This is a genomic window from Salinicola acroporae (assembly GCF_003206615.1).
Lineage (GTDB): Bacteria > Pseudomonadota > Gammaproteobacteria > Pseudomonadales > Halomonadaceae > Salinicola > Salinicola acroporae.
Window position 1 is genome coordinate 1 of sequence record NZ_PZJW01000017.1, and the last position, 23036, is coordinate 23036.

At 63.4% G+C, this 23036-nt stretch carries 20 protein-coding genes; 11 read left to right on the forward strand and 9 right to left on the reverse strand.

The features are described from left to right. Positions 1 to 89 precede the first annotated feature (89 nt). Positions 90 to 821 carry a transporter substrate-binding domain-containing protein gene (locus DOM54_RS18875; protein WP_110717809.1) on the forward strand — a complete coding sequence of 244 codons (732 nt, stop codon included), beginning with the start codon at positions 90 to 92 and terminating at the stop codon, positions 819 to 821. Positions 822 to 918: 97 nt separating this feature from the next. On the opposite strand, the gene DOM54_RS18880 is transcribed toward DOM54_RS18875, so the two are convergent. Further along, positions 919 to 2082 carry a phosphoglycerate kinase gene (locus DOM54_RS18880; RefSeq protein ID WP_110717810.1) on the reverse strand — a complete coding sequence of 388 codons (1164 nt, stop codon included), beginning with the start codon at positions 2080 to 2082 and terminating at the stop codon, positions 919 to 921. Beyond that, entirely contained in the window at positions 2079 to 3143 is a 1065-nt protein-coding gene (locus tag DOM54_RS18885; protein ID WP_110717811.1) for a type I glyceraldehyde-3-phosphate dehydrogenase, read from the reverse strand. The genes DOM54_RS18880 and DOM54_RS18885 overlap by 4 nt, the downstream gene beginning before the upstream one ends. A gap of 236 nt (positions 3144 to 3379) precedes the next feature. On the opposite strand from DOM54_RS18885, the gene DOM54_RS18890 reads away from it, so the two are divergent. Next, positions 3380 to 4270 carry an aconitase X gene (locus DOM54_RS18890; RefSeq protein WP_240613973.1) on the forward strand — a complete coding sequence of 297 codons (891 nt, stop codon included), beginning with the start codon at positions 3380 to 3382 and terminating at the stop codon, positions 4268 to 4270. 5 nt (positions 4271 to 4275) lie between these two features. Here the strand turns inward: DOM54_RS18890 and DOM54_RS18895 are convergent, their stop codons facing one another. The 3 genes from DOM54_RS18895 to DOM54_RS18905 all read right to left on the reverse strand — a co-directional run bounded on the left by DOM54_RS18895 (position 4276) and on the right by DOM54_RS18905 (position 6240). Next, a complete protein-coding gene (locus DOM54_RS18895) occupies positions 4276 to 4941 on the reverse strand; it encodes an alpha/beta fold hydrolase (protein ID WP_110717813.1) in 666 nt (221 codons plus the stop codon). Between the two features lie 206 nt (positions 4942 to 5147). Beyond that, positions 5148 to 5876: an LrgB family protein gene (locus DOM54_RS18900; RefSeq protein ID WP_110717814.1), complete on the reverse strand. Its 729-nt coding sequence runs from the start codon at positions 5874 to 5876 to the stop codon at positions 5148 to 5150. Beyond that, positions 5869 to 6240 carry a CidA/LrgA family protein gene (locus DOM54_RS18905; RefSeq protein ID WP_110717815.1) on the reverse strand — a complete coding sequence of 124 codons (372 nt, stop codon included), beginning with the start codon at positions 6238 to 6240 and terminating at the stop codon, positions 5869 to 5871. The genes DOM54_RS18900 and DOM54_RS18905 overlap by 8 nt, the downstream gene beginning before the upstream one ends. A 614-nt stretch (positions 6241 to 6854) precedes the next feature. On the opposite strand from DOM54_RS18905, the gene DOM54_RS18910 reads away from it, so the two are divergent. From DOM54_RS18910 to DOM54_RS18925, 4 genes are all read left to right on the forward strand, one after another. Next, on the forward strand, positions 6855 to 7907 hold the full coding sequence (locus DOM54_RS18910) for a class I fructose-bisphosphate aldolase (protein WP_110717816.1): 1053 nt from the start codon (positions 6855 to 6857) through the stop codon (positions 7905 to 7907). Positions 7908 to 8178: 271 nt separating this feature from the next. Beyond that, positions 8179 to 9231: a type 2 periplasmic-binding domain-containing protein gene (locus tag DOM54_RS18915; protein ID WP_110717817.1), complete on the forward strand. Its 1053-nt coding sequence runs from the start codon at positions 8179 to 8181 to the stop codon at positions 9229 to 9231. 93 nt (positions 9232 to 9324) lie between these two features. After that, entirely contained in the window at positions 9325 to 9768 is a 444-nt protein-coding gene (locus DOM54_RS18920; RefSeq protein ID WP_110717818.1) for a tripartite tricarboxylate transporter TctB family protein, read from the forward strand. 32 nt (positions 9769 to 9800) lie between these two features. Next, positions 9801 to 11303 (forward strand): tripartite tricarboxylate transporter permease, encoded by a 1503-nt coding sequence (locus DOM54_RS18925; protein WP_110717819.1) that lies wholly within the window; start codon positions 9801 to 9803, stop codon positions 11301 to 11303. A gap of 109 nt (positions 11304 to 11412) precedes the next feature. Here the strand turns inward: DOM54_RS18925 and DOM54_RS18930 are convergent, their stop codons facing one another. Further along, positions 11413 to 11910 carry a 6,7-dimethyl-8-ribityllumazine synthase gene (locus DOM54_RS18930; protein ID WP_110717820.1) on the reverse strand — a complete coding sequence of 166 codons (498 nt, stop codon included), beginning with the start codon at positions 11908 to 11910 and terminating at the stop codon, positions 11413 to 11415. Positions 11911 to 12553: 643 nt separating this feature from the next. On the opposite strand from DOM54_RS18930, the gene DOM54_RS18935 reads away from it, so the two are divergent. After that, positions 12554 to 13540, forward strand: coding sequence for a sugar-binding transcriptional regulator (locus tag DOM54_RS18935; protein ID WP_110601278.1), 987 nt, complete (start codon positions 12554 to 12556; stop codon positions 13538 to 13540). A 115-nt stretch (positions 13541 to 13655) separates the two neighbouring features. On the opposite strand, the gene tkt is transcribed toward DOM54_RS18935, so the two are convergent. From tkt to DOM54_RS18950, 3 genes are all read right to left on the reverse strand, one after another. Next, positions 13656 to 15650, reverse strand: coding sequence for a transketolase (tkt, locus tag DOM54_RS18940; protein ID WP_110717821.1), 1995 nt, complete (start codon positions 15648 to 15650; stop codon positions 13656 to 13658). 111 nt (positions 15651 to 15761) lie between these two features. Beyond that, positions 15762 to 16565, reverse strand: coding sequence for a triose-phosphate isomerase family protein (locus tag DOM54_RS18945; RefSeq protein ID WP_110717822.1), 804 nt, complete (start codon positions 16563 to 16565; stop codon positions 15762 to 15764). A 43-nt stretch (positions 16566 to 16608) separates the two neighbouring features. Continuing rightward, positions 16609 to 18330: a dihydroxyacetone kinase family protein gene (locus tag DOM54_RS18950; RefSeq protein WP_110717823.1), complete on the reverse strand. Its 1722-nt coding sequence runs from the start codon at positions 18328 to 18330 to the stop codon at positions 16609 to 16611. A 359-nt stretch (positions 18331 to 18689) separates the two neighbouring features. Here DOM54_RS18950 and rpiB point away from each other — a divergent pair, with 359 nt between their 5' ends. The 4 genes from rpiB to DOM54_RS18970 all read left to right on the forward strand — a co-directional run bounded on the left by rpiB (position 18690) and on the right by DOM54_RS18970 (position 22990). Continuing rightward, entirely contained in the window at positions 18690 to 19151 is a 462-nt protein-coding gene (gene rpiB / locus DOM54_RS18955) for a ribose 5-phosphate isomerase B (protein WP_110717824.1), read from the forward strand. Positions 19152 to 19490: 339 nt separating this feature from the next. After that, complete coding sequence (locus DOM54_RS18960; protein WP_110717825.1) at positions 19491 to 20459, forward strand: substrate-binding domain-containing protein; 969 nt, start codon at positions 19491 to 19493, stop codon at positions 20457 to 20459. Positions 20460 to 20541: 82 nt separating this feature from the next. Beyond that, entirely contained in the window at positions 20542 to 22041 is a 1500-nt protein-coding gene (locus DOM54_RS18965; protein ID WP_110717826.1) for a sugar ABC transporter ATP-binding protein, read from the forward strand. Then, positions 22031 to 22990: an ABC transporter permease gene (locus tag DOM54_RS18970; protein ID WP_110717827.1), complete on the forward strand. Its 960-nt coding sequence runs from the start codon at positions 22031 to 22033 to the stop codon at positions 22988 to 22990. Before DOM54_RS18965 ends, DOM54_RS18970 begins: the two co-directional genes overlap by 11 nt. Positions 22991 to 23036 lie beyond the last annotated feature (46 nt).

Consider the following 23036-nt stretch of genomic DNA (forward strand, 5'->3'; position numbering starts at 1 on the left):
GCCGGATGCAGGCCGCCAGAGCCAGAACCCAGGATTGACGAGTTGGATCAGCTATTATCCTTACTCGCTTTCTCTCCGAGGAACGTTACATGAGCGATGAAAAATCGGCGGTCATCGAGGCGCTGGCGCCGCAGGGGCGACTGCGCGTGGCGATCAACTACGGCAATACGGTCCTGGCCCAGCGTGGCGAGAACGGTGAGCCTGCCGGGGTCTCGGCGGTACTGGCACGGGCGTTAGCGGACGAGCTCGGGGTGGAAGCGGAATTCGCCACTTTCGACGGCGCCGGTGACGTGTTCGCCGCCATCGACGACGACGCCTGGCGGGTCGGCTTTCTCGCCCGCGACCCGGTGCGAGCCGAGAAGATCCATTTCACCGACCCCTACGTGATCATCGAAGGCACCTACCTGGTGCCGGAGGCGGCGCCGTTTCAGGAGGTCGACGAGCTGGATCGAGGCGATGTCCGCATCGCCGTGGGCAAGGGTGCGGCCTACGACCTCTATCTGACACGGGCGTTGAAGCATGCCAGCCTGGTTCGCGCCGCCACGTCCGCCGCGGCGATCGAGCTGTTCGTCGAACGTCAACTCGACGCCGCCGCCGGCGTGCGCCAGCCGTTGGCGAGCTACGCCGCCGGGCATCCGGGGTATCGTGTCCTGGCAGGGCATTTTACTGCCATCGAGCAGTGCATGGCGGTGACGAAGGCGCAGGCGTCGGACGAGGTCACGCGCTACGTCGAGGATTTCCTCTCCCGCATGAAGCAGAGCGGGCTGGTGAAACGGGCGTTGGCGCAGAGCGGACAGGATGAGACCCAGGCGGCACCGTGAGCCAGAGAGCCGTGTGAGATGGCAAATCGTTGGCCAGAGACGACGACACCGACCCGAGGGTCGGTGTCGTCGTCTGTCATTCGGCCATGAGTCGGCGCTATTTGGCAGCCGCTTCCAGCGCCGCGACCGCCGGGAGCGTCTTGCCTTCGACGTACTCGAGGAAGGCGCCACCACCGGTTGAGATGTAGGAGACCTGGTCGGCGATACCGTACTTGTCGATGGCGGCCAGGGTGTCGCCGCCGCCGGCGATGGAGAAGGCGGGGCTGGCAGCAATCGCTTTCGACAGCACTTCGGTGCCCTTGCCGAACTGGTCGATCTCGAACACTCCGACCGGGCCGTTCCACAGGATGGTGCCGGCGTTTTCCAGCAGGCTGGCGAGGTGCTTGGCGGTCTCCGGCCCGATATCCAGAATCATCTCGTCGTCGCCGACCTGATCCACCGGCTTGACGGTCGCGGTAGCGGATTCGGAGAACTCGGTGGCGACCACCACGTCGGTGGGTAGCGGAATCTCGACCTTGGCCATCAGCTCCTTGGCCTTGTCGATCAGGTCCGCCTCATGGAGCGACTTGCCCACGCCGTAACCGGCCGCGGCGATGAAGGTGTTGGCGATACCACCGCCGACGATCAACTGATCGCACTTCTCCGATAGCGAATAGAGCACGTCGAGTTTGGTCGATACCTTGGACCCGCCGACGATGGCGGCCATCGGGCGCTTGGGCGCGCTGAGCGCCTGCTCCAGAGCGTCGAGTTCGTTGGCCAGCAGCGGGCCGGCGCAGGATTGCGACGCGAACCGGATCACGCCGTGGGTGGAGGCCTGGGCGCGGTGGGCGGTGCCAAAGGCGTCCATCACGTAGATATCGCAGAGGGCGGCATACGCCTTGGCGAGGGCTTCGTCGTCTTTCTTCTCGCCCTTGTTGTAGCGCACGTTCTCGAGCAGCACGACTTCACCGGCGGCGATCTCGACGTTGCCATCGAGGTACTCCTTCTCCAGCCGTACCGGCTTGCCCAGCAGCTCGGAGAGATGTTCCGCCACCGGGGCCAGGGTGAATTCGTCGGCGGGTTCGCCCTCGGTGGGCCGACCCAGGTGACTCATCAGCATCACGCTGGCGCCGGCGTCGAGCGCGGCCCGGATCGTCGGCAGGCAGGCGCGGATGCGGGCATCGCTGGTCACCTTGCCGCCCTTGACCGGGACGTTGAGATCCTCGCGGATCAATACGCGCTTCCCGGAGAGATCCAGTTCAGACATCTTGAGTACGTTCATAAAGTCCTTTCCTTGCGGTGAAGAGACGTGACGGGGTCGGAAGCGGAAGCGGGCAATTCGAGCCAGTGGCGGGCGACATCGAGCATTCTGTTGGCGAAACCCCATTCGTTGTCGAACCAGCACAGCGCCTTCAACAGGCGGCCGCCGGCCACGCGGGTCTGAGTGGCATCCACGATACCCGAGCGGGGATCGTGGTTGAAGTCGACCGAGGCCATCGGCTCGTAGGTCACGCCGAGCAGGCCCAGGTAGCGCTCGCGAGTGGCGGCGGCCAGGCAGGCGTTGACCGCGTCGGCATCGGTGTCGCGCTCGAGCGAGATCGACAGGTCCATGGCCGAGACGTTGATGGTCGGCACGCGGACGTGAAGGCACTCGAAGCGGTCGGCCAGATGCGGCATCAAGCGGCCGATGCCGCGCGCCAGGCCGGAATCGACCGGGATGATGGAGTGCATCGCCGAGCGGGTCAGGCGCAGGTCGCTGTTGTGATAGGCGTCGATCACCGGTTGGTCGTTCATCGCTGAGTGAATGGTGGTGGTGACGCCGTGGGAGACGCCGAAGCTGGCCTCCAGGACGTCTAGGATCGGTATCAGGCAGTTGGTGGTGCATGATGCTGCCGAGACGATTCGCATCCCGGGGGCGATCGTCGCCTGATTGACGCCGTAGACCACCGTGGCGTCGACGTCGGCCTCCGCCGGCTGGGAAAACAGTAGCCGCGACGCTCCGGCCTGCAGGTGGCGTTCGGCGGTGGCGCGATCCTTGAAGCTGCCGGAGCACTCCAGCAACAGGTCGACGCCGAGCTCCTCCCACGGCAGCGTTTCCGGTGCCTCGGCGTTGAGGACACGAATGGATCTGCCGTTGACGATCAGGCAGCCATCGCCCGCCTCGACATGACCGGGAAAGCGGCCGTGGGTGGTGTCGTAGCGGGTCAGGTAGGCGATCGTCTCGAGATCGGAGCGCTCGTTGATGGCGACGATCTCCAGCGGCAGATCGGGGCGCTCGATCAGTGCCCGCAGGACGCTCTGGCCGATACGGCCGTATCCGTTGATGGCGACGCGGTAGGTCATGGGCGAGTCCGATAACCCGAGGTTGGAGGCGAGGTTCGAGGCCGTCCATCTTAGCGCATTCGGGTCGGGCCAGCCGAGTCCGAGCCGGAGGTCAGGCTAAAGCACTGGACGCGAGCGCGCTCGACTCATAATTTGAGATGATCTCTCTCATGCCGGGACGCTTCATTGATAGTCGTTGCCATCGCCGCTGCCGTGGTTCTCGCGCTCTCGTCGCTCTTCGAGGCGACAACGCCGTGATGCGCCGCCTCGAGTCGCTGTCGTTCTATCTTTCCGCCGCCGACTGCCTGGTCGAGGGCGAGGCCAGCGGGGTGGTCCTGACCCGCTCGATGCCCTGCCGGTTATGGGAGGGCCTGCCAGCGCGGGACGAGCCGGGCGGCGAGCCCGTCGCCGGGCGAGCGCTGGTCGTTTCCTGCGGGCCGGGTTCGAGCGACGCGGGCGCGGGACTGCTGGAAGCCATCCATGCCGACCAAGGGCCGGCACTGGTCGTGCTCGACCGTCCCGACGCGGCCTTCGCTCTGGAAGCCATCGCCGCCGAAGAGATACTGTCTCTCTCGCTGCCGCTGGTGGTGCTGGATGACGCCCGCTTCGCCATGGCTCAGGCGGCGCATCTCATCACGCTTTATCGCGGCAGGCGGCTGGTCGTGAGTGGCCCGCGTCTGGCGGGGCTGGCCAGCGTCACCGCCGGCGGCGAACTGGGGCACGAGCCGGCCCCCGTCACCGCGGCCAACGATGGCTTCGCGCTATCGCCGGAGGATCGGCACTATCTCGCTGGCGGCGCCGGCCCGGCCGCCCAGGCCGCGATGCGGGTCGTCTTGCGCATGGCCCGCCTGCGCGGCGCACGGGCCCTGCTCGACGTGGATCGCCTGCATGTCGGCGGCGATATCGATATCGGCCCGGCGGGCCTGGCCCTTGTCGCCCGCCTGGTCGAGTGGGGCGACGGGTTTCGCGTGCCGACGACGATCGAGGCGTCCGGCAAGGCGACGACGCGCTTCGTCGAGGCTTGCCGAGCGCTCGGTGCCATGCCGCTCAGCGACCCGGCGACACCGCGGGCGAGCGCCGAGTTGCCTTGGCCGCTTGCGCTCTGCGTGGCGATCGTCGGCCGGGCGCCGGCACTCTCCACCAACTGAGGTCGTTACGGCATCTCTGCAGCGATGGCGTTGAGTCGTTCCGCCAGGGTCTCCGGCATCTCCATGGGCAGGAGATGTGCGTAGCCGGGAAAGACCTCGAGCTTGCCTTGGGGGAGGTGGGGCATCACCTCGGCGCGCTGGGTGTTCGGTGGCAGCGACGGATCCCTGTCACCGACCAGGACCCAGGCCGGATAGGGCAGCCTGTCGACGCGCTGGCGCCAGTCCTCGGCGTACGTCGTTGTCGGCCAGGCCCGCCATGCCGCAGGATTGGCGTTGATGGCGTCCTCCACCGCCTGCTGGTAGAGCGCCGGGGGGAGAGACACTTCGCTGGCACCGTCGATGAACTGGCGTGCCTGGGCCTCGCTGAAATCGAAGTCGAGCTGGAACCGGTGTTCCTCCTCGTCGATCGACTGTGGCCCGGGTGGAGAGGGCGCGATCAGGACCAAGGCGCGCAGCCAGGCGGGGCGGTCGGCGGCGACGGTCATCGCGATCCGGCCGGAGAACGAGTGGCCGACCAGGATGACGTCGTCGAGGCCGGCGGCGTCGATACACTGCTCGACGTGGCGGGTCATCGAACCCCGCCACGTCGCTGGCGCGGCCGAAGCCCGGCATGTCCAGCGTGATCGCTCGGTACCGCTCGTCGAGAAGCGGCAGGACCGCTTCCCACTCATGATGGGAACTGCCGAAGAAGTGCATGAGCACCAGCGTCGGGCTTCCCTGACCGCTGTCACTGGCTATCGTCATCGGGTCTCTCCTGTCGAGGCCTTGCCGTTGTCGGGCTTTCCTTGCCGCAACCGTCGCAGCAGGCGACGGCCTGATAACAGCGTAGCGGGATGTGCGTCGCTGTCAGGCATCGATTGGGGGCACGAAGCGATGCTCAGGCGAACAGATGCCAGACGAGAGGAAGCACGATGGCGGTGAAGGCACCCGTCAGGCTCATGCCCAGCGAAGCGAATGCCCCGGCGACGCTGCTGATCTCGAACGCGCGTACCGTGCCCAGGGCGTGCCCGTTGATGCCCAGGGCCAGGCCGATCAGGCGGGGGTCGCGAATGCGCAGTGCCCGGCTTAGCCACTCCACGCCGAAAATGGCGGTGACGCCGGTCGTCAGCAGCGCCCCCATCAGCAGCGCCCGGGAGCCACCGAGCTCTTCGGCCAGCCCGAGTGCGATGGGCGAGGTCACCGACTTGGGCGCCAGCGAGGCGAGCACCTCTGCCGGGGCGCCCATGGCGGCGGCGATGATCACGGCATAGCAGGCCGCCAGGGTCGCCGACAGCGGTAGCGTCAGCATAATGGGCTTCCACAGTGCGCGAATCTGCGGCAGTTGCTGGTAGAGCGGCACCGCCAGCGCGACGGTGGCCGGGCCCAGCAGCAGCATGAGCCAGCCGGCGCCGCGGTTGTAGTCGTCGATGCCGATGGGCAGCAACGCGATGACTGCGGCGATCAGGAGCGCCGCGATCAGCATTGGTGGGCACCAGGTGGGCCGATGCATCAGCTTGAACAGGCGGATACCGAAGAAATAGGCGCCGAGCGTGAGCGCGATGGCGGCGACCGGGGAGTCGAACCACTGCTGTGGCAGCTGCGAAAGGCGCTCGAGCCACTCATTCATCGCCGGGGTTCCCTGGGGTGTCGCTCGTGGGCAGATAGCGCCGCATCAGCAGCAGGCTCGACAGCACGCTCAGCAGCGTGCCCGCGATCAGCGCGGTCACGATGGCGATCCACTGGTCCGCGAATTGGCCGGCGACGAAAAAGATCTCGACGACACCGGGCATGATCAGCAGCGCCAGCATCGCGATCAGCGGTTGGCTGACGTGGACGACATCCGGGTTCATACCGCCCCGGTAGCCGAAAAAGATGGTCAACAACAGCATACCGATGACGCCGCTGGGCATAGGGAGGTGGAACAGTTCTACCGTGGCCTGTCCCAGGAGCAGAAAGACCAGCAGCCACAAAAAGCCGCGAAGAACGGACATCCTGACAATCTCGCATTGCGTGAGGGACGAGCATCATAGCAAATGCCTGGCGTCGTCCCGCCGACCATGACCCGCCGGTCTGACCTCGGCCAGCGCTCAAGACTTTCCCATGACGATTTTCAGCCGTCGCCGGGATACGAAACGTGACAATCTGGAGCAGCCCCGTCAGGGCGTCCGATCGAGCAGACAGGCGATGCAGAAACGGTGCATGGGCGTGAACTGCGGCGCATAGTCGCTTATTCTTGGCGGTGATCTCTGGAAGCGCGGACAATTTTGCGGTGTTTCCTTAGCGGGTGTTCACAAATTCGGCGAGCGAAGGCAAGACCTGGCAGGGTCGGCGCAGACGGAGCGGGCAGGCATATTCGGCTACCCGAGGGTAAATGCTCCTTTTGAAGCCGATTTCAACGCCGTATTGTCGCGTGCAGCCATTGTTTGAAAACGCTCTCAACGGCTAGTCGATGATCGCCGAGGTTAGAGAGGGGAGTTGGCGCCACGGGCAGCGGGTCGAGACCATGCCACGCAGCCATTATCGGTTAGCCATCTTTGGTAGACAGGGAAGCGGCCCAAGTCGAGATTTCCCGGATGATCCATCTTGAGGACAGAGGAAAAGCAACATGACCGATATTGCCAAGCTGCTGGGCAAGGAAGCAGACAGCCTACTCAGCTATACCTGCACGGGCTTCAAGAAAGAAGACCTGTATCTGCCGGGCCCCGACTTCGTCGATCGCGTCTTCTCCGACACCGATCGCAGCCCGCACGTGATGCGTAACCTGCAGACGCTGTTCAATACCGGTCGCCTGGGCGGTACCGGTTACCTCAGCATCCTGCCGGTCGACCAGGGCATCGAGCACTCGGCCGGTGCGTCGTTTGCCCCCAACCCGATGTACTTCGATCCCAAGAACATCGTCGAGCTTGCCCTGCAGGGCGGCTGCAACTGTGTCTGCTCGACGCTGGGGGTACTCTCTTCGGTGGCGCGACGCTATGCGCACAAGATTCCGATGATGCTCAAGCTCAACCATAACGAGAGCCTGACCCTGCCGGCGATGTACGAACAGACCATGTTCGCGCAGATCGAGCAGGCCCACGACATGGGCTGTATCGCGGTTGGCGCTACCATCTACTTCGGTTCCGAGGACAGCCGCCGCCAGATCCAGGAAGTCAGCGAAGCCTTCGAACGCGCCCACGAGCTGGGCATGGTCACGGTGCTGTGGTCCTACCTGCGCAATCCCGAGTTCAAGAAAGACGGGACCGATTACCACGTCTCCTCCGACCTCACCAGCCAGGCCGTGCATCTGGCGGCGACCATCAAGGCCGACATCGTCAAGCAGAAGCTGCCCGAGAACAACGGCGGCTATAAGGCGATCGGCTTCGGCCATACCCACGACAAGGTCTACAGCGAGCTGACCAGCGACCACCCGATCGATCTGGCCCGCTACCAGGTGGCCAACTCGTTCATGGGCCGCGCCGGACTGATCAACTCCGGCGGTGGCTCCAAGGGGCACTCTGACCTGGGCGAAGCGGTGCGCACGGCGGTCATCAACAAGCGTGCCGGCGGCATGGGCCTGATCTCGGGGCGCAAGGCGTTCCAGAAGCCGCTGAACGAGGGTATCGAACTGCTCAACGCGGTTCAGGATGTCTATCTTTCCAAGGATGTCACCGTCGCCTGATCCCGGGTCGAGGGTCGATGCTAGACGCAAGACGCCATGGAATTTCCGAAGCCCGGCCATCGCCGGGCTTTTTTTTGCCTCGATTTCAGGGAGTTGCATCGGCCTACGGCTTACGACCTTGGTCTAGGGACTTAAGTTGAATTGTCTGACAAAGTCTCCTTCATTACCGTGCAAGACGTGTTTGATGATAACGCTATCATTTTGTCCCCGCCGGGATATGGCGTCGCGAGTCGCGCCACTCGAGTGGGCAACGGTATGAGGGAGACGTGTCATGAAAGCGATTTGGGGAAAGACCTGTCTGGCAATGCTGACTAGCGCCGCCATCGGTGTATCGGCCTCTGCTCAGGCGCAGGATGAATGTCCGCTACCGAGCAATTTGCGCGTCGTCATCGGCTCGACGTCTACCGGCGGTGATACCTACCAGGCATCCAGTATCATCGTCGACCAACTGGCCGAGAAGCTCGACATCAATGCCAAGGTCGACGCCGTGGGCGTGATGGGCGCCTTCCGAGCTCTCGAGCGCGACCGCCGCGGCAACACCATCATGGTGTTCCATGATGGCAGCTATCTCGGCAACCTCTACGGTGTGAACGGTTATCCCGACATCTTCGAGAACTACAAGGTCGGCCCGACGTTTGCCATCAACCCGGGTAACGCCTATCTGGTGCCGAAGGATTCCCCGTACCAGTCGATGGACGACATCATCGAAGCAGCCGGTAACGACAAGAAGATTCGTGTTGCCATCCAGCCGGGCGGCGTATCCGAACTCGGTTTCTCCGCACTCAAGAACGCCGTTCGTCTCAAGCACCCGGGCAAGGAAAGCAACATCGTTGCGGTCAACACTGGCTCTCAGGCCGACAAGAATCAGCTGCTGTTCGATGGCGCGGTAGATGTCATCAACGGCTCGGTTCAGGCCAACGAGCAATATACCAATCTGCCGGAAGACGACCAGAAAGCCATGCGCTTCGTCTGGCTCACTTCGCCCGAGGAAACCATCGCCCAGACCAATGAAGAGGGCATGGGCAAAACGACGCGCGAGCAGCTCATGCAGTATGCCGACGTCGACATTCCCATGAGTGCGGACTCCGACGAGAGCTTCACCTTCGATAAGGAGTTCTTCTTCCTCTACAACAAGGACATGGATCAGGCGGCGGTCGACTGCATCGACAACGCCCTGGCCGACGTCTTCGAAGAGGACGAAGTGAACGAGCAGCTGAAACGCACGTTCCTGGTGCCGGACTTCAAGCCATCGACTGAGGCTTCGGAGTGGATCCAGCAGAAGAACGAAAAATACGAAACCATCATCGACAACCTCAAGGGTTGATCCTGCGGCGTGCCGGCCGGCGATTGCCGGCCGGCACGGTTCGTTTCCAACCAAGATACTGCCGGCGACGATCCGGCGCAGGAGCCGCTTTCCATGGAAAGCCAATGGCTATCGCTGTTCGATGTGACGATCGACTTCGACCAATCGCATCTCTTTTTCCCTCGAATCGTCACCTGGATTCTGGTGATTCTGCTGGGACTGATTTTGGTAACCCGCTATCGCTTGCTGGTGCCGGGCTTGAAACATGCCGGGCGCGTGCTGGCCGGTCGAGAGGGCGAGTTCGACCGTAAGCGATTCTTTGGCACGCTGGTACTGACGACTCTCTATTTCTACATGATGGGCGTGTTGAGCGACGTCTTTCCCAATACGGGCTACAGCTTCTTGATCTGCTCCATCGTTTTCGTGTTCTCGTTATCGATGTTGTACGTGGGCCAGTTGTCGCGGCGGCTGGTGGTGATCATCGTCTTGAATGCACTGATCGCACCCGCGATTGCGTGGTACGTGCTCGCGCAACTGTTTCGCATCACGCTGCCCTGATCTCATCATCCTGACTGCCGGAGACTCGCGTCATGGATATCCTGTCTCACCTAACACCGATGTTCTTCGGGCTCATCGCCGCGGGGACATTGATCGGCATCATTTTCGGTGCCATTCCCGGCATGACCGCGACCATGGCCGTCGCTGTCTGCCTGCCATTGACCTATGCCTTCGGTCTCGAAAACGGTGTCGCACTACTGCTTGGTCTCTATGTCGGGGGTATTTCCGGCGGGATGGTTCCGGCGGTACTGCTCAATATTCCGGGTACGCCCTCATCGATCTGCACGACGTTCGATGGCTATCCCATGGCTCAAAAGGGTGAAGGCGAGCGCGCGCTCAAGACTGGTATCGTCGCCTCGATCTTCGGTGGCCTGTTCAGTGCCGCCGTACTGTTCTTCTTCGCGCCGGTGCTGGCGGATTTCGCGATCAAGTTCTCCAACGTCGAGAAATTCCTGATCATTCTGCTGGCGCTGACCGTCATCGCTTCGCTCTGTTCGAACTTGCTGATGGGGATCTTCAGCGGCGTGCTGGGCGTATGGCTGAGCCTGATCGGTACCTATTCGATCATGGAGGGCGGTAACGGCGAGCCTCGGCTGATGTTCGACTTCATGGAGTATTACCTGATCGACGGCTTCTCGCTGCTGCCGGTACTGATCGGCATTTTCGGTCTCACTACGGTGCTGCTCGATGCCGAGACCGGGTTCAAGGGCGATAGTGAACGCGGACGGATCTCACTGAAGGGTGGCAAAAAATTCTCTTTCGGCGTCTTCAAGGGCCAGTTGACCAATCTGATTCGCTCTTCGGGGATCGGCACCTTCGTCGGCATGCTGCCGGGTGTTGGCGGCAGTGCGGCGTCGGTATTGGCGTACAGTCAGGAGAAGAATTTCTCCCGCGACTCCTCGCAAATGGGCAAGGGCGCACCGCAGGGCATCGTTTCCTCGGAGTCCTCCAACAACGCGCTGACCGGCGGCGCGCTGGTGCCGCTGCTGTCGTTGGGGATTCCGGGTGACTCCACTACCGCGATCCTGATCGGGGCATTCACGCTGCAGGGCATCCAGGTCGGCCCGCTGTTCATCGGCAATAACATGGATACCTGGTATCTGATCATCATCGCGCTGATCATCGCCAACGTCCTGATGTTCGGCATCATGTACTTCGCGATCCGGCATATCGCCAAGGTGATCGAAGTGCCGAAGTACATCTTGTATCCGCTGATCATCATGATGTGCGTGGTCGGTGCCTACGCGATCAATTACGGGATCATGTTCGACGTGTGGACGCTGTTGCTCTTCGGTATCTTCGGCTGGGTCGCGCACAAGATCGGGCTGGAAACCGTGCCACTGATCATCGGCTTCATTCTCGGCAAGTCGGCCGAGGTCTATTTCGTCAAGAGTCTCGAATCCTACGGCAACTATTCGATCTTCTTCACCAAGAGTCCGATCGCTGTGATCCTGTGGGTCTTGATCGCGGTCTCGCTGGCCTTCGCGATTTATCTCAACATCCGCAACCGGCGTCAGGCCGCTGTCGAGAGCTGATCCGATCGACAGAAGTCAGGGCTCGACTAGCCTGAACGTAAAAGCCCACGCCATCGAGGATGGCATGGGCTTTTTCTATGACACCAGTCTGCAACTCGCTGGCGAACACTCAGTCGGCGGTAAGCTTGCGCACCTGATTGAGGTTTTCCATCGTTGTCAGGCACGCCTCGGCGGCCTCGCGTCCCTTGGTGAGGAAATGCTGCTGGAAGAATGCCAGATGGGCCTCGTGCTCATGGAAGTGGTGCGGTGTCAGCACCGCGGAGAGCACCGGCACTTCCTGTTCGACCTGCAGAGACATCAGTGCGTCGATCACTGCGGAAGAGACGAAGTCATGGCGATAGATGCCACCGTCGACGACGAAGCCGGAGGCGACGATCGCGGCGTAGCGGCCGCTCTTGGCCAGCAGCTTGGCCTGCAGCGGAATCTCGAAAACTCCGGGGACGGTGAAGGTATCGACTTGCTCGGTGGCAAAGCCGCGCTCGGCGACCGCTTCGAGGAAGGCAGCGTGGCAGTTGCCGACGATATCGCCGTGCCAGTCGGCACGAATGAAGGCGATGCGTTGCGACAGCGTCTGAGGCGAGAGCTGCGGCGGATAGGGCTGATTCATGGTCATTTCCTGTTGATCGGTGACCGAAGTCACGTTAACCAGAATCAGGGCTTCGGATCCGCTTGGGAGTCACGGGAGGCGGCTGGCGTGGGCGCGAACGGTGAACATCGCCGATCGCCGCGCGGCTGACCGAATCGTCGTTGCAAGGGAGCCGTTCTCTTTCATCCGGACTATCACCGTCGGCTTCGGAGTTGCACCGAATCTGCTGACCTCGACGCGGCGACACTGGTAAGACGACTGCGCCGACGAATCGCTGCGTTGCGCGGTGCTCGAGAATTTGGCTAACAGCCCGTTATGCCTCGTCCTCTGCGCGCCGTGCGCCTTGCGCTTCAACGGCTCGTCTGTCTTTCCAGCGCCCCCGATAATCGGCGAGCGCTCGCGGGCTGAGAGGCTGGCGCTCGTTTCACGCCGCATCATTACCGCCGGTGGGGACTTGCACCCCGCCCTGAGAACCGATCGCGGCGAACCGCAATCCGCCGATAGTCTACGCCGATCCCGGCGCGCAAGAAAGTCGAACGCGGTGGACCCTGTGGTATCGTGAGCCGGTCGAAGCGGCCGGCTGGGCGAGGGTGGGACGCCGCCCACCTCGAGCCGTTCAAGACCGATCTTCTCAACACTCGATCTTCAAACTATGGAAGCGTGCATGAACGAGCGCAACGAGAACGCCGATATCGCTCTGATGACGGAAATCGCCACCCTCTACTACACCGAGGGGGAGACCCAGGAGGTCATCGCCAATCGGCTGGGGATCTCGCGGGTCAAGGCGGGGCGCCTGCTCAAGCGCGCGCAGGCGGAAGGCATCGTCGACGTTCGTGTGCGCCAGCATCCCGCCGTCAGTGCGGAGATCGAGCAGGCGCTGAAGCGGCGCTTCGGGGTCAAGCGCGCGCTGATCGCGCTCGATCACGCCGATGCCGACGTTCAGCGCGCCAATGTGGCCAGTCTGGTGGCCGATCATCTCTCGCGACAGTTGAGCGAGGGGGCGATCGTCGCCGTCGGCATGGGGCGCAACGTCGGGGCGGTGGCGGACAACGTGTTCGAGCAGGGGCAGCGCCAGTGCTCGTTCGTCTGCGCCATCGGCGGCTCGGTGCGGGCGGGGGAGTACATGAACCCGGACCATATCTGCCGCCGACTGGCGATCAAGTTCGGCGGCGACAGCGAGACGCTCTACGCGCCAGCGCTGGTGCAGAACCTCGAACTGCGCGACGCCATGTACGAGAACCCGACCATTCGCCAGACCCTGGACCGCGCCCGGCGCGCCGATCTCGCTCTGATCGGCATCGGCGATCTCAGCGAGAACAGCAACATGGTGCGGATGGGCTGGTTCACCCCCCAGGAAACCGCCGAGGCACGGCTCTCCGGCACGGTCGGCGACATGATGGGCTACGACTTCATCGACATCTACGGCCGTCCGTCGATGACACCAATGCAGGGTCGCGTCATCGGCCTGACCATTACCGATCTGGCCCGGATCCCCGATGTGATCGCCATCGCCGCCGAGAACACCAAGGCGGCCGGTATCCTCGGCGCGCTGCGCACCGGAGTGATCGATACTCTCGCCACCAGTGTCACCAACGCCCATACCATTCTGCGCCTGGACGAGGCGACGCGGGTCGACGACAAGTCCGATTGAGCATTGGCAGGGACCGGCGTGTCCCTCGCCGCCCGGGCCGCCACGTCGCGAACCCACCAACGAAAAACGCCCGGCCAACAGGCCGGGCGTTAGGTTTGATGCTGTCGGGCGTGAATCAGCCCAGCAGCTTCTCGGCGCGGGCGACGACCTTGTCGACGGTGAAACCGAAGTGCTTGAACAGATCGCCGGCCTTGGCGGACTCGCCATAGGTAGTCATGCCGATGACGTCGCCGTCGAGGCCCACGTACTTGTACCAGGTCGACGGGATGGCGGCCTCGACCGCCAGACGCTTGCGCACGTCGCCCGGCAGCACCGACTCGCGATAGCTCTCGTCCTGCTCGTCGAAGGCGCTGGTGCAGGGCATGGAGACCACGCGGACCTTCTTGCCCTTGCCCTCGAGTTCGATGGCAGCGTCCATCGCCAGGCCCACTTCGGAACCGGTGGCGATCAGGATCAGCTCCGGCTTGCCGCCCTCGGCTTCCTTGAGCACGTAGCCGCCGCGACGAATCTGCTTGAGCTGCTCGTCGTCGCGCGGCTGGGCCGGTAGATCCTGGCGCGAGAAGATCAACGCCGTGGGGCCTTTCTCCCGCTTCAGGCCCTCGACCCAGGCTGCCGTCGTCTCGGTGGCGTCACACGGGCGCCACGTCGCCAGACCGGGCAGATTGCGCAGGTCGGCCAGTTGCTCGATCGGCTGGTGGGTCGGGCCATCTTCGCCGAGACCGATGGAGTCGTGAGTGAAGACGTGAATGATGCGGGTATGCGACAGCGCCGACATGCGCACGGCGTTGTGCATGTACTCCATGAATACCAGGAAGGTCGCGTCGTAGGGAATGAAGCCGCCGTGGGTGGCGATGCCGTTGGCGATCGCGCCCATGCCGAACTCGCGCACGCCGTAGTGCAGGTAGCCGCCGTCGAAGTCTTCCTTGCTGATCGCCTTGGCGCCTTTCCACAGGGTCAGGTTGGAGGGGGCGAGGTCGGCGCTGCCGCCGAACAGCTCGGGCAGGTCCGGTCCCAGCTCGTTGAGGACGCCCAGCGAGGCCTTGCGCGAGGCGGTGGTCTCGGATTTCTCCTGCGCTGTCTTGATCAGGGCATCGCCGTCGAAGTTGGCCGGCAGTTCGCCGTTGTAGCGACGTTTCAGCTCCTTGGCCAGTTCCGGGTAGGCTTTCTCGTAAGCCGCCAGCTTGGCGTCGTACTCGGCTTCGCGTTTCTGGCCCTGCTCGCGGGCGTCCCACGCCGCGTAGTAGTCGTCGGGAATCTCGAACGCCGGATATTCCCAACCCAGCTCCTTGCGTGCGGCCGCGACTTCGTCTTCGCCCAGGGCGGCACCGTGGCTTTCTTCCTTACCCGCCTTGTTGGGCGAACCGAAGCCGATCACGGTCTTGCAGATGATCAGGGTCGGCTTGTCGGTGACACTCTTGGCTTCCTCGATGGCGGCGTTGATCTGCTCGGCGTCGTGGCCGTCGACGTCGCGCACCACGTGCCAGTCGTAGGCCTCGAAGCGCTTGGCGGTGTCGTCGGTGAACCAGCCCTCGACCTCGCCATCGATGGAGATGCCGTTGTCGTCGTAGAACACGGTCAGGTTGCCCAGACCCAGGGTGCCGGCCAGCGAGCACGCCTCGTGGCTGATCCCTTCCATCAGGCAGCCGTCGCCGGCGAAGACCCAGATGCGGTGATCGACGATCTCGTGGCCGTCACGGTTGAACTGCGCCGCCAGGGTGCGTTCGGCGATGGCCATGCCGATGCCGTTGGCCAGGCCTTGGCCCAGCGGGCCGGTGGTGGTTTCGATACCGGGTGTGTAACCGTGTTCCGGGTGACCGGGGGTCTTCGAACCCAACTGGCGGAAGTTCTCGAGCTCTTTCATCGGCAGGTCGTAACCCGTCAGATGAAGCAGCGAATAGTGCAGCATCGAGCCGTGACCGTTGGAGAGAATGAAACGGTCGCGATCCTCCCAGTCCGGGTTGGCGGGGTTGTGCTTGAGATGGTCGTTCCACAGCACTTCCGCGATATCGGCCATGCCCATCGGCATGCCGGGGTGGCCGGAGTTGGCCTTCTGCACGGCGTCCATGGAAAGCGCGCGGATGGCGTTGGCTAGCTGACGACGAGATGGCATTGGCTTTCGGATCCCCTAGATCGTAAATGGATAATGTCGCGAGACGCGATCTGGCACTCGGTTCGACACGGCAATCAAGTCTAACGTGGCTGTTCAGTTTAGCGCGGATGGTCAATCCGATGCGGAGGATTCGTTCCGCGCGGCTGATCCGTTTGACGCGAGCAGCGAGGCTTCGTTCACGATCGCCTCGAACGCGGCCGGATCGTGGGCAAAACGCCCCAGGAACAGACCATCGACCTTCCCCGCCAGGCGGGTCAACAGGTCGGGCCCGGCGCTGCCACCATAGATCACCCTAGCAGATGGGTGCGTGGAGAGGTGATCGCGCAACCCCTGGCAGACCGCTGCAATGTGTGCCAGTGATGCCGGTTCCGAGGCACCGATCGCCCAGTGCGGTTCATAGGCTACCACCAGCGGCTGCGAGCGCTGCGCCGGCGTCGCCAGCGCCAGCGCCGAGTCGACCTGATGCCGGCATTCGTCAATGGCATTGCGCGGCTCGCCACGATCGGCTTCACCGATGCAGAGCACCGGTATCAGCCCCTGCGCCAGGGCGATCCGTGTCTTGGTGGCGACGACAGCGTCATCTTCTGCGAACAGGCGCCGACGTTCGGCATGGCCGATCTCGACATAACGACAGCCCATCTCGGCCAGCATGGCCCCGCTCACCTCGCCAGTATAAGCGCCGGGTGGTGCCTGATACAGGTTCTGGCCACCCACGCCGACTGGGGTGTTGGCGAAGCAGTCGAGCACCGGGGCGAGCGCCGGGAAGCTGGGCAGCACGAACAGCGACACCCGGCCGTCGACGACGGCCGGGTGGTGGGCGAGAAGGGTGGCGATCCGGTGACACCACTCCAGGGTCTGGGCATAGCCGAAGTACATCTTGAAGCTGATGCCCAGGGTGATCGGGGCTTGAGCCATGGCGTCCTCGCGGTTGTTTAGCCTCGGGCCATCGAGACCGGGGTCACCGATCGATGACGGGTTGAATGGCGGCGACGATCAGGGAGAGCGAGACCGCACCGGGATCCGGCGTGCCGAGGCTCTTCTCGGCCAGCGGGCGGGCGCGCCCCATCTTCGGCCGGAGCTCGGAGGTGGCTGTCGCCGCCGCTTCGCAGGCCTCGACGGCCTTGCGCCATGCCGTCGCCAGATCGTCGCCGGCATCCACGGCCTGTTCGAGCGCCTCGCTGAACGGCGCCAGTGCATCCACCAGCGTCTTGTCGCCCAGCTTGGCCTTGCCGAACGCCATCACGTCATTCTTGGCCTTGGTGATGCCTTCGGCATAGTGCGCCGGTGTCGGTGCGTCGTCGTCGCCGAGCGTCACGCTGAGGGCATTGAGCATCACGCCCCAGATCGCGCCGGAGGTACCGCCGGCGCGATCCGACCACGCCTCGGCGGCCATGCGCAGCAGCGTACCGGCGCCGGCACTGCGGCTCACCGCGTCTTCCGCGGCCAGTTCCGCGGCAACCACCCCGCGCTGCATGCCGATGCCATGATCGCCATCCCCGGCAATGGCATCGAGTCGCCCCAGCTCCTCCACCTTCTCGTCGATGATCTTGCGCGTCGCGCTCAAGCCTTGATAAAGGCAGCGCGCGGCGGCGATCGACGCTTCGCTGGCGGGTGGAATGGCATCGGCATCCGGAATGTCCAGTTCGGAGGCGTCGATCGGCGGGGCGGCCTCGAGACTGCCCTTGCGATAGGCCGGCGCATCGGCCGGCGCCTTCCACAACCGTTCCAGCTCGTCGTCGAGCCAGAACAGCGTCAACGAGGCGCCCGCCATGTCGAGGCTGGTGACCAGTTCTCCCACTTCCGGCTCGACGATCTCCAGGCCGGCCTCCGTCAGCAACTGGTTGACCCGCCGATAGACCACGAACAGCTCTTCGTACTTGATCGAGCCCAGGCCGTTGAGCAGCACCGAGGCCTTGGCCCCCTCGACACCGCCGACCCCGTCCGGGATCTCCTCCATCAGGTGAGAGACGAGCAGCTCGGCGAGAGCGTCGGCGCTGGGAACATCCTGCTCGCTGATTCCCGGTTCGCCGTGGATGCCCAGGCCCACCGCCATCTTGCCAGCGGGAACATGGAACAGCGCATCCTTCGCACCCGGCAGCGTGCAGCCGTCGAACGCCACGCCCATGGAGCGGGTACGCAGGTTGGCCGCGCGGGAGACGCGTACGACCTCCTCCAGCGAATAGCCGGCCTCGGCCGCTGCCGCTGCGATCTTGAAGACGGTCAGGTCGCCGGCGATGCCGCGACGCTTGTGCAGCTCGTCCTGACCGGCACTGGAGACATCGTCGATGACCGCGACGATCTCGCAGGGGATGCCCTCGCGGATCAGGCGCTCCCGGGCCTGGCCGAAATGCAGCACGTCGCCGGCGTAGTTGCCGAAGCTGAGCAGCACGCCGGCGCCATTGTTGGCGGCCTTGCAGACGTTGTAGACCTGCTGCGCCGAGGGCGAGGCAAACAGATTGCCCATCACCGCGCCATGAGCCAGACCCTGGCCGACCAGCCCCGCGAAGGCGGGATAGTGGCCGGAGCCACCGCCGATGACGACGGCGACGGTACCCGGTTCGCTGCGCGTGCTGCGGATGACCCCGCCGGGTACCTGGCAAACCCGCTGCGCATGCGCGGCGACGAACCCCTCGGTCGCTTCGTCGACGAAATTCACAGGATCGTTGTAAAGACGTGTCATGGCCGACGCTCCCGGCTATTGAGGTGAGTGCCAGGCCATGGACGATCGCTGTCCGGATCTGGCCTGCTGAAAATATGATCTATTGCTGCGCATTTGGTTGTCTGTGGCGCTTGAGACCATCATAGCGACCGAAAAGGACGCGGATATGCGACTTTGGTGGTGATATCGCTCCATTCTGTCGCGTTGTTCGACCGGGCTTCTCGCGGCTTGTCAGCGGCTTTGGCGCCGATCCTTGGGGAATTGGCGCCGTTTGGCACACGACTTTTTGGTCATATGAGGTTTTCTTGTTCATATGAACAATGTGTGGCTATGATGACGCCGTCGATGTTCGACGCCATTGAGAGCATGGGAGGTGAGTGATGGCAAAGCAGTGGCGAGTGGCGCTGGGGTGTGACGAGGCGGCGTATGAGATGAAGCAGGCGATGATCGAGCATGTCCGGGCGCTGGGGCACGAAGTCGAGGACTTCGGCACGCACGAGGCGAAGCCGGTGCTCTATCCGGACATCGCGATCGAGGTCGCGGAGGCGATTGCCGAGGGGCGCTACGATCGCGGCGTCCTGATGTGCGGCACCGGCATTGGCGTGGCGATTTCCGCCAACAAGGTGGCCGGCATTCGCGCCGCCCAGGCTCACGATACCTACTCCGCCGAGCGCGCTCGAAAGAGCAATGATGCCCAGATCGTCACCATGGGGGCGCGCGTCATCGGTATCGAGTTGGCCAAGACGATCGTCGAGAGCTTCCTGGGCAACGAATATGAGCCCGGCGGCCGTTCGCAGCCCAAGGTGGACCGGATCGAGGCTTACGAGCGCGAGCATCGCTGAGCCGGGTGGACGTCTCGGCAATCCGCCGGATATTTCCAGCGGGACGTCTGGACGATCGGCGGTCCGGGCATGCCGCGAGAGGTAAACGGTGTTACAGGGTGATCATATGATCGCCCAGGAATGACTGTCCGAGTTTTCCTCGGGCTGAAGCAGTTCTTGTCTAAAATTCAATAAGATAATGAAAGTGAAGTATAAAAAAGATGGCTTTTAATCGTAGCCACTAAAGTCTGCCTTGTTCATTTTGCAAGCCAAGCGGTAAATGATGCTAAGAAAATGCGTTCATATGAACTTGGTTCATCTCATATGAATGATGGTTTGGATCATTGCGGAGGGTTCTTCATGAAAATCGTCAAGGCGAGTGTGGTACTGGCGCTCGGCATTCTGGCATCCGCGGGAGTGGCTTCATCGGCCCTCGCCGCCGATGGTCCGGGGACCGAGAAGCACGACAGCTATCGTTTCGTGGTGGTGCCGAAGGTGGTTCACCCCTGGTTCGACAAGGTCAACCAGGGCGCGCAGCAGGCTGCTGCTGCCATCAAGGCGCAGACCGGGTCCGACGTGGAGATCCAGTACTCGGCTCCCCAGAGTGCCAACGTCGCCCAGCAGAACGAGATCATCGAGCGTGCCATCTCGACGCGCCCCGACGGAATCATCGTCGATCTTCTCGATCCCAGTGGCAACCGCACCGTGCTGCAGGAGGCCCAGGAGCAGGGGATTCCGATCACCCTGTTCGATTCGATCAATCCCGAGGGAATGAACTTGACCACCGTCGGCAGCGATTTCTGCGAGCAGGCCGAGATGGCGGCCAATCGCCTGATCGAGCTACTGGACGGGCAGGGCAAGGTGGCAATCATGATGGGCGTGCCCACGGCTCCCAATCATGCCGAGCGGGCACGCTGCGCGCAGGCCGTGTTTGACGAACACGAGGGTATCGATGTCGTCGCGACCGGCGTCGACAACGATGACATCAATACCGCGCAGCAGCAGGCCTCCGCGATCATGCAGGCCAATCCCGACCTCGATGGCTGGGTGGCATCGGACGCCGCCGGGCCGGTCGGTATCGGCCAGGCGATCAAGGAGGCCGACAAGGTCGGCAAGGTCCAGCTGGTCGGGCTCGATGACCTCAGTCAGATGCTGGTGTTGATCAAGGAGGGAGTGGCGGATTCGTCATCGGCTTCGCGCCCGACCATGCAGGGCTACTGGTCGGTGATCAACATGTGGCAACTGGCTACCGGGGCGATCACCCCCAATCACATCGATACCGGCAACGTCATGATCACGCCCGATAACGTCGACTCCTTCGTGGAGTGAGGCCTAAAGCGCCCCCGCCGGCAGCGATGTCTCGGCGGGGGCGGTTGCGGTGATTCAATGCGAGAGTCCACGGGAGACGACGATGGCTTACTTGCACGTCGATCATGTCAGCAAGCGTTTTCCGGGCGTCAAGGCGCTGGATGACATCGTGCTCGAGATCGAGATGGGCCGGGTGCACACGCTGGCAGGGGAAAATGGCGCGGGGAAGTCGACGCTGGTCAAGATCTTGACCGGCACCGAGAAGCCATCCCGGGGGCGCGTGATGATCGATGGTCAGGACGCGTCGAGTCACGATCACCTGCACAAGACCATTGCCTACGTCCCCCAGGAGATCAACCTGTTCGGCAACATGACCGTGGCCGAGAATCTTTTCATGCCGTTCTCGCGCTCTCGGCGCGGGGGCTGGTTGTTCAAGCGTCGCGAGCTGGAGCGTGCGGCGCAGACCTGGCTCGATCGATTCAAGATCGCGGCCAGCCCTGGCGACAAGGTGCGCCACATCTCGATCTCCGATCAGCAGTTACTGCAGATCGCGCGGGCCTGTACCAACGAATCGATGAAGATCCTGATCCTCGATGAGCCGACCTCTTCGCTGACGGAGACCGAGGTCGAGCGCGTCTTCCGTGTGGTGCGGGATGTGGTGGCCTCGGGCTGCGGTGTCGTCTTCATTTCGCACAAGTTCGACGAGATGTTCGCCATCAGCGACACCATTAGCGTGCTGCGCAACGGTCGCAAGATCGAGACGCGGCCGGCGTCGCAGCTGGACGACCGCCAACTGGTCTCGCTGATGTCGGGGCAGGAGGTCAAGACGGACAGCCGGCTGCAGCCGGAGGGCGGAAGCGGGGAGGTGATGCTGCAGGTCGAGGGGCTCTGCGGGAAAAGATTCGAGGATGTCTCGTTCGCCTTGCGGCGCGGGGAGATCCTGGGGTTCGCCGGCCTGGTCGGGGCTGGCCGCTCCGAGGTGATGCAGACGCTGTTCGGCTTTCTGCCGGCCCGGTCCGGGACGGTCCAGTTGGAGGGGGCGCCGTGGCGGCTGGGGGATACGCACTACTCCATTCGCCACGGTCTCTTCTATCTCTCCGAAGAGCGCAAGTATCACGGCATCTTTCCCGGCCAGAGCGTGCGCCGCAATATCGGCATGGCATTGCTGAGCACCACGGCCCGACACGGGGTGATCGACGCCCGTCGGGAGCGGGCGCGGGTCGGCGACATCGTGCGTGACTACGACATCAAGACGCCGACCATGAACAAGAACATCGCTTTCCTGTCGGGAGGCAATCAGCAGAAGGCGATCATCGGGCGCGCCATGGCCTGCGACCCTCGCGTACTGATCTTCGACGAGCCGACCAAGGGGATCGACATCCGTACCAAGATGGAGATCTATCGGTTGATGAAGGCGCTGGCGGAGCGTGGCGTGGGAATCATCCTGGTGTCATCGGAGATGGATGAGCTGCGGCGCTGCGCCAATCGAATCATCACGCTCTACGAAGGGAAGGTCAGCGGAGAGTTTCATATCGATCAGGCCAGCGGAGACGCGCTGGTCGGAGCCATCCACGGTCACGGGGGGGGCGGACATGCTGCGTAAGGCAATGGGATTCATGGTCAGCAACCCCCTGAGTGGCGTGGTGGGGGTGTTGGCGCTCATCGTGGTGGTGGCGTCGCTGCTGTCGGAAAACTTCCTGAACAGCTACAACCTGGTCATCATCGCCAGGTCGCTGGCCTTCATCGGCATGATCACCATCGCGCAGTCGATGTTGATGATCCTGGGGGAGCTGGACCTGTCGCTCGGCGCCATCGGTGGCTTCTGCGGCGTGATCGGCGGCATCCTCATGGTCAAGCTGGGGCTGAATCCGTGGCTGGCATTCGCGCTCTGCCTGGTGATAGGCGCGCTGTTCGGGCTGCTCAACGGCCTGTTGGTGACGCTGCTCCGGCTGCCCTCGCTGGTGCTGACGATCGGCATGGCGGGTGTCTACGGCGGCCTCAACCTGGTCATCACCAAGGGGGTGGCGATCACCGGCATTCCCGCCGACATCGGGTTCCTCGGCAGCGGCAAGTGGGCCGGGCTGCCGGTCCCGTTCTGGATCATGCTGCTGTTCCTGATCGTGGCCTGTTTCATCACGCTGAAGACCCCGTTCGGACGCTACATGTATGCCGTCGGCAGTAACCTGTCGGCCGCCAGGATGCTGGGCATTCGCGCCGATCGTGTTCGTCTGGGCGTGTTTGCGTTCGCAGGTTTCCTGGCGGCGCTGGCCGGCATGCTGATGGTCGCCCGGCTGGGCTCGGCGCAGCCCTCCATCGGGGATTCTTGGGTGCTGGGGCCTATCGCCGCCTCGGTAATCGGCGGGGTGCCGACCACGGGCGGCATCGGTACGCCACTGGGGGCGATCTTCGGTGCGGCCATCATCGGAGTGATCGAGAACGTGATCGTGCTGCTGGGCATTTCCCCGTACTGGCAGTCGATGGTGAGCGGCGCCATCGTGGTGATCGCGATCTCGCTGGACTCCATTTCCCGGCGCTATTTCAAGCGCGATTGACTGGCCCGGCCGTCGGGCCGGTATAGCGGTCCGACGGCCGGATGCC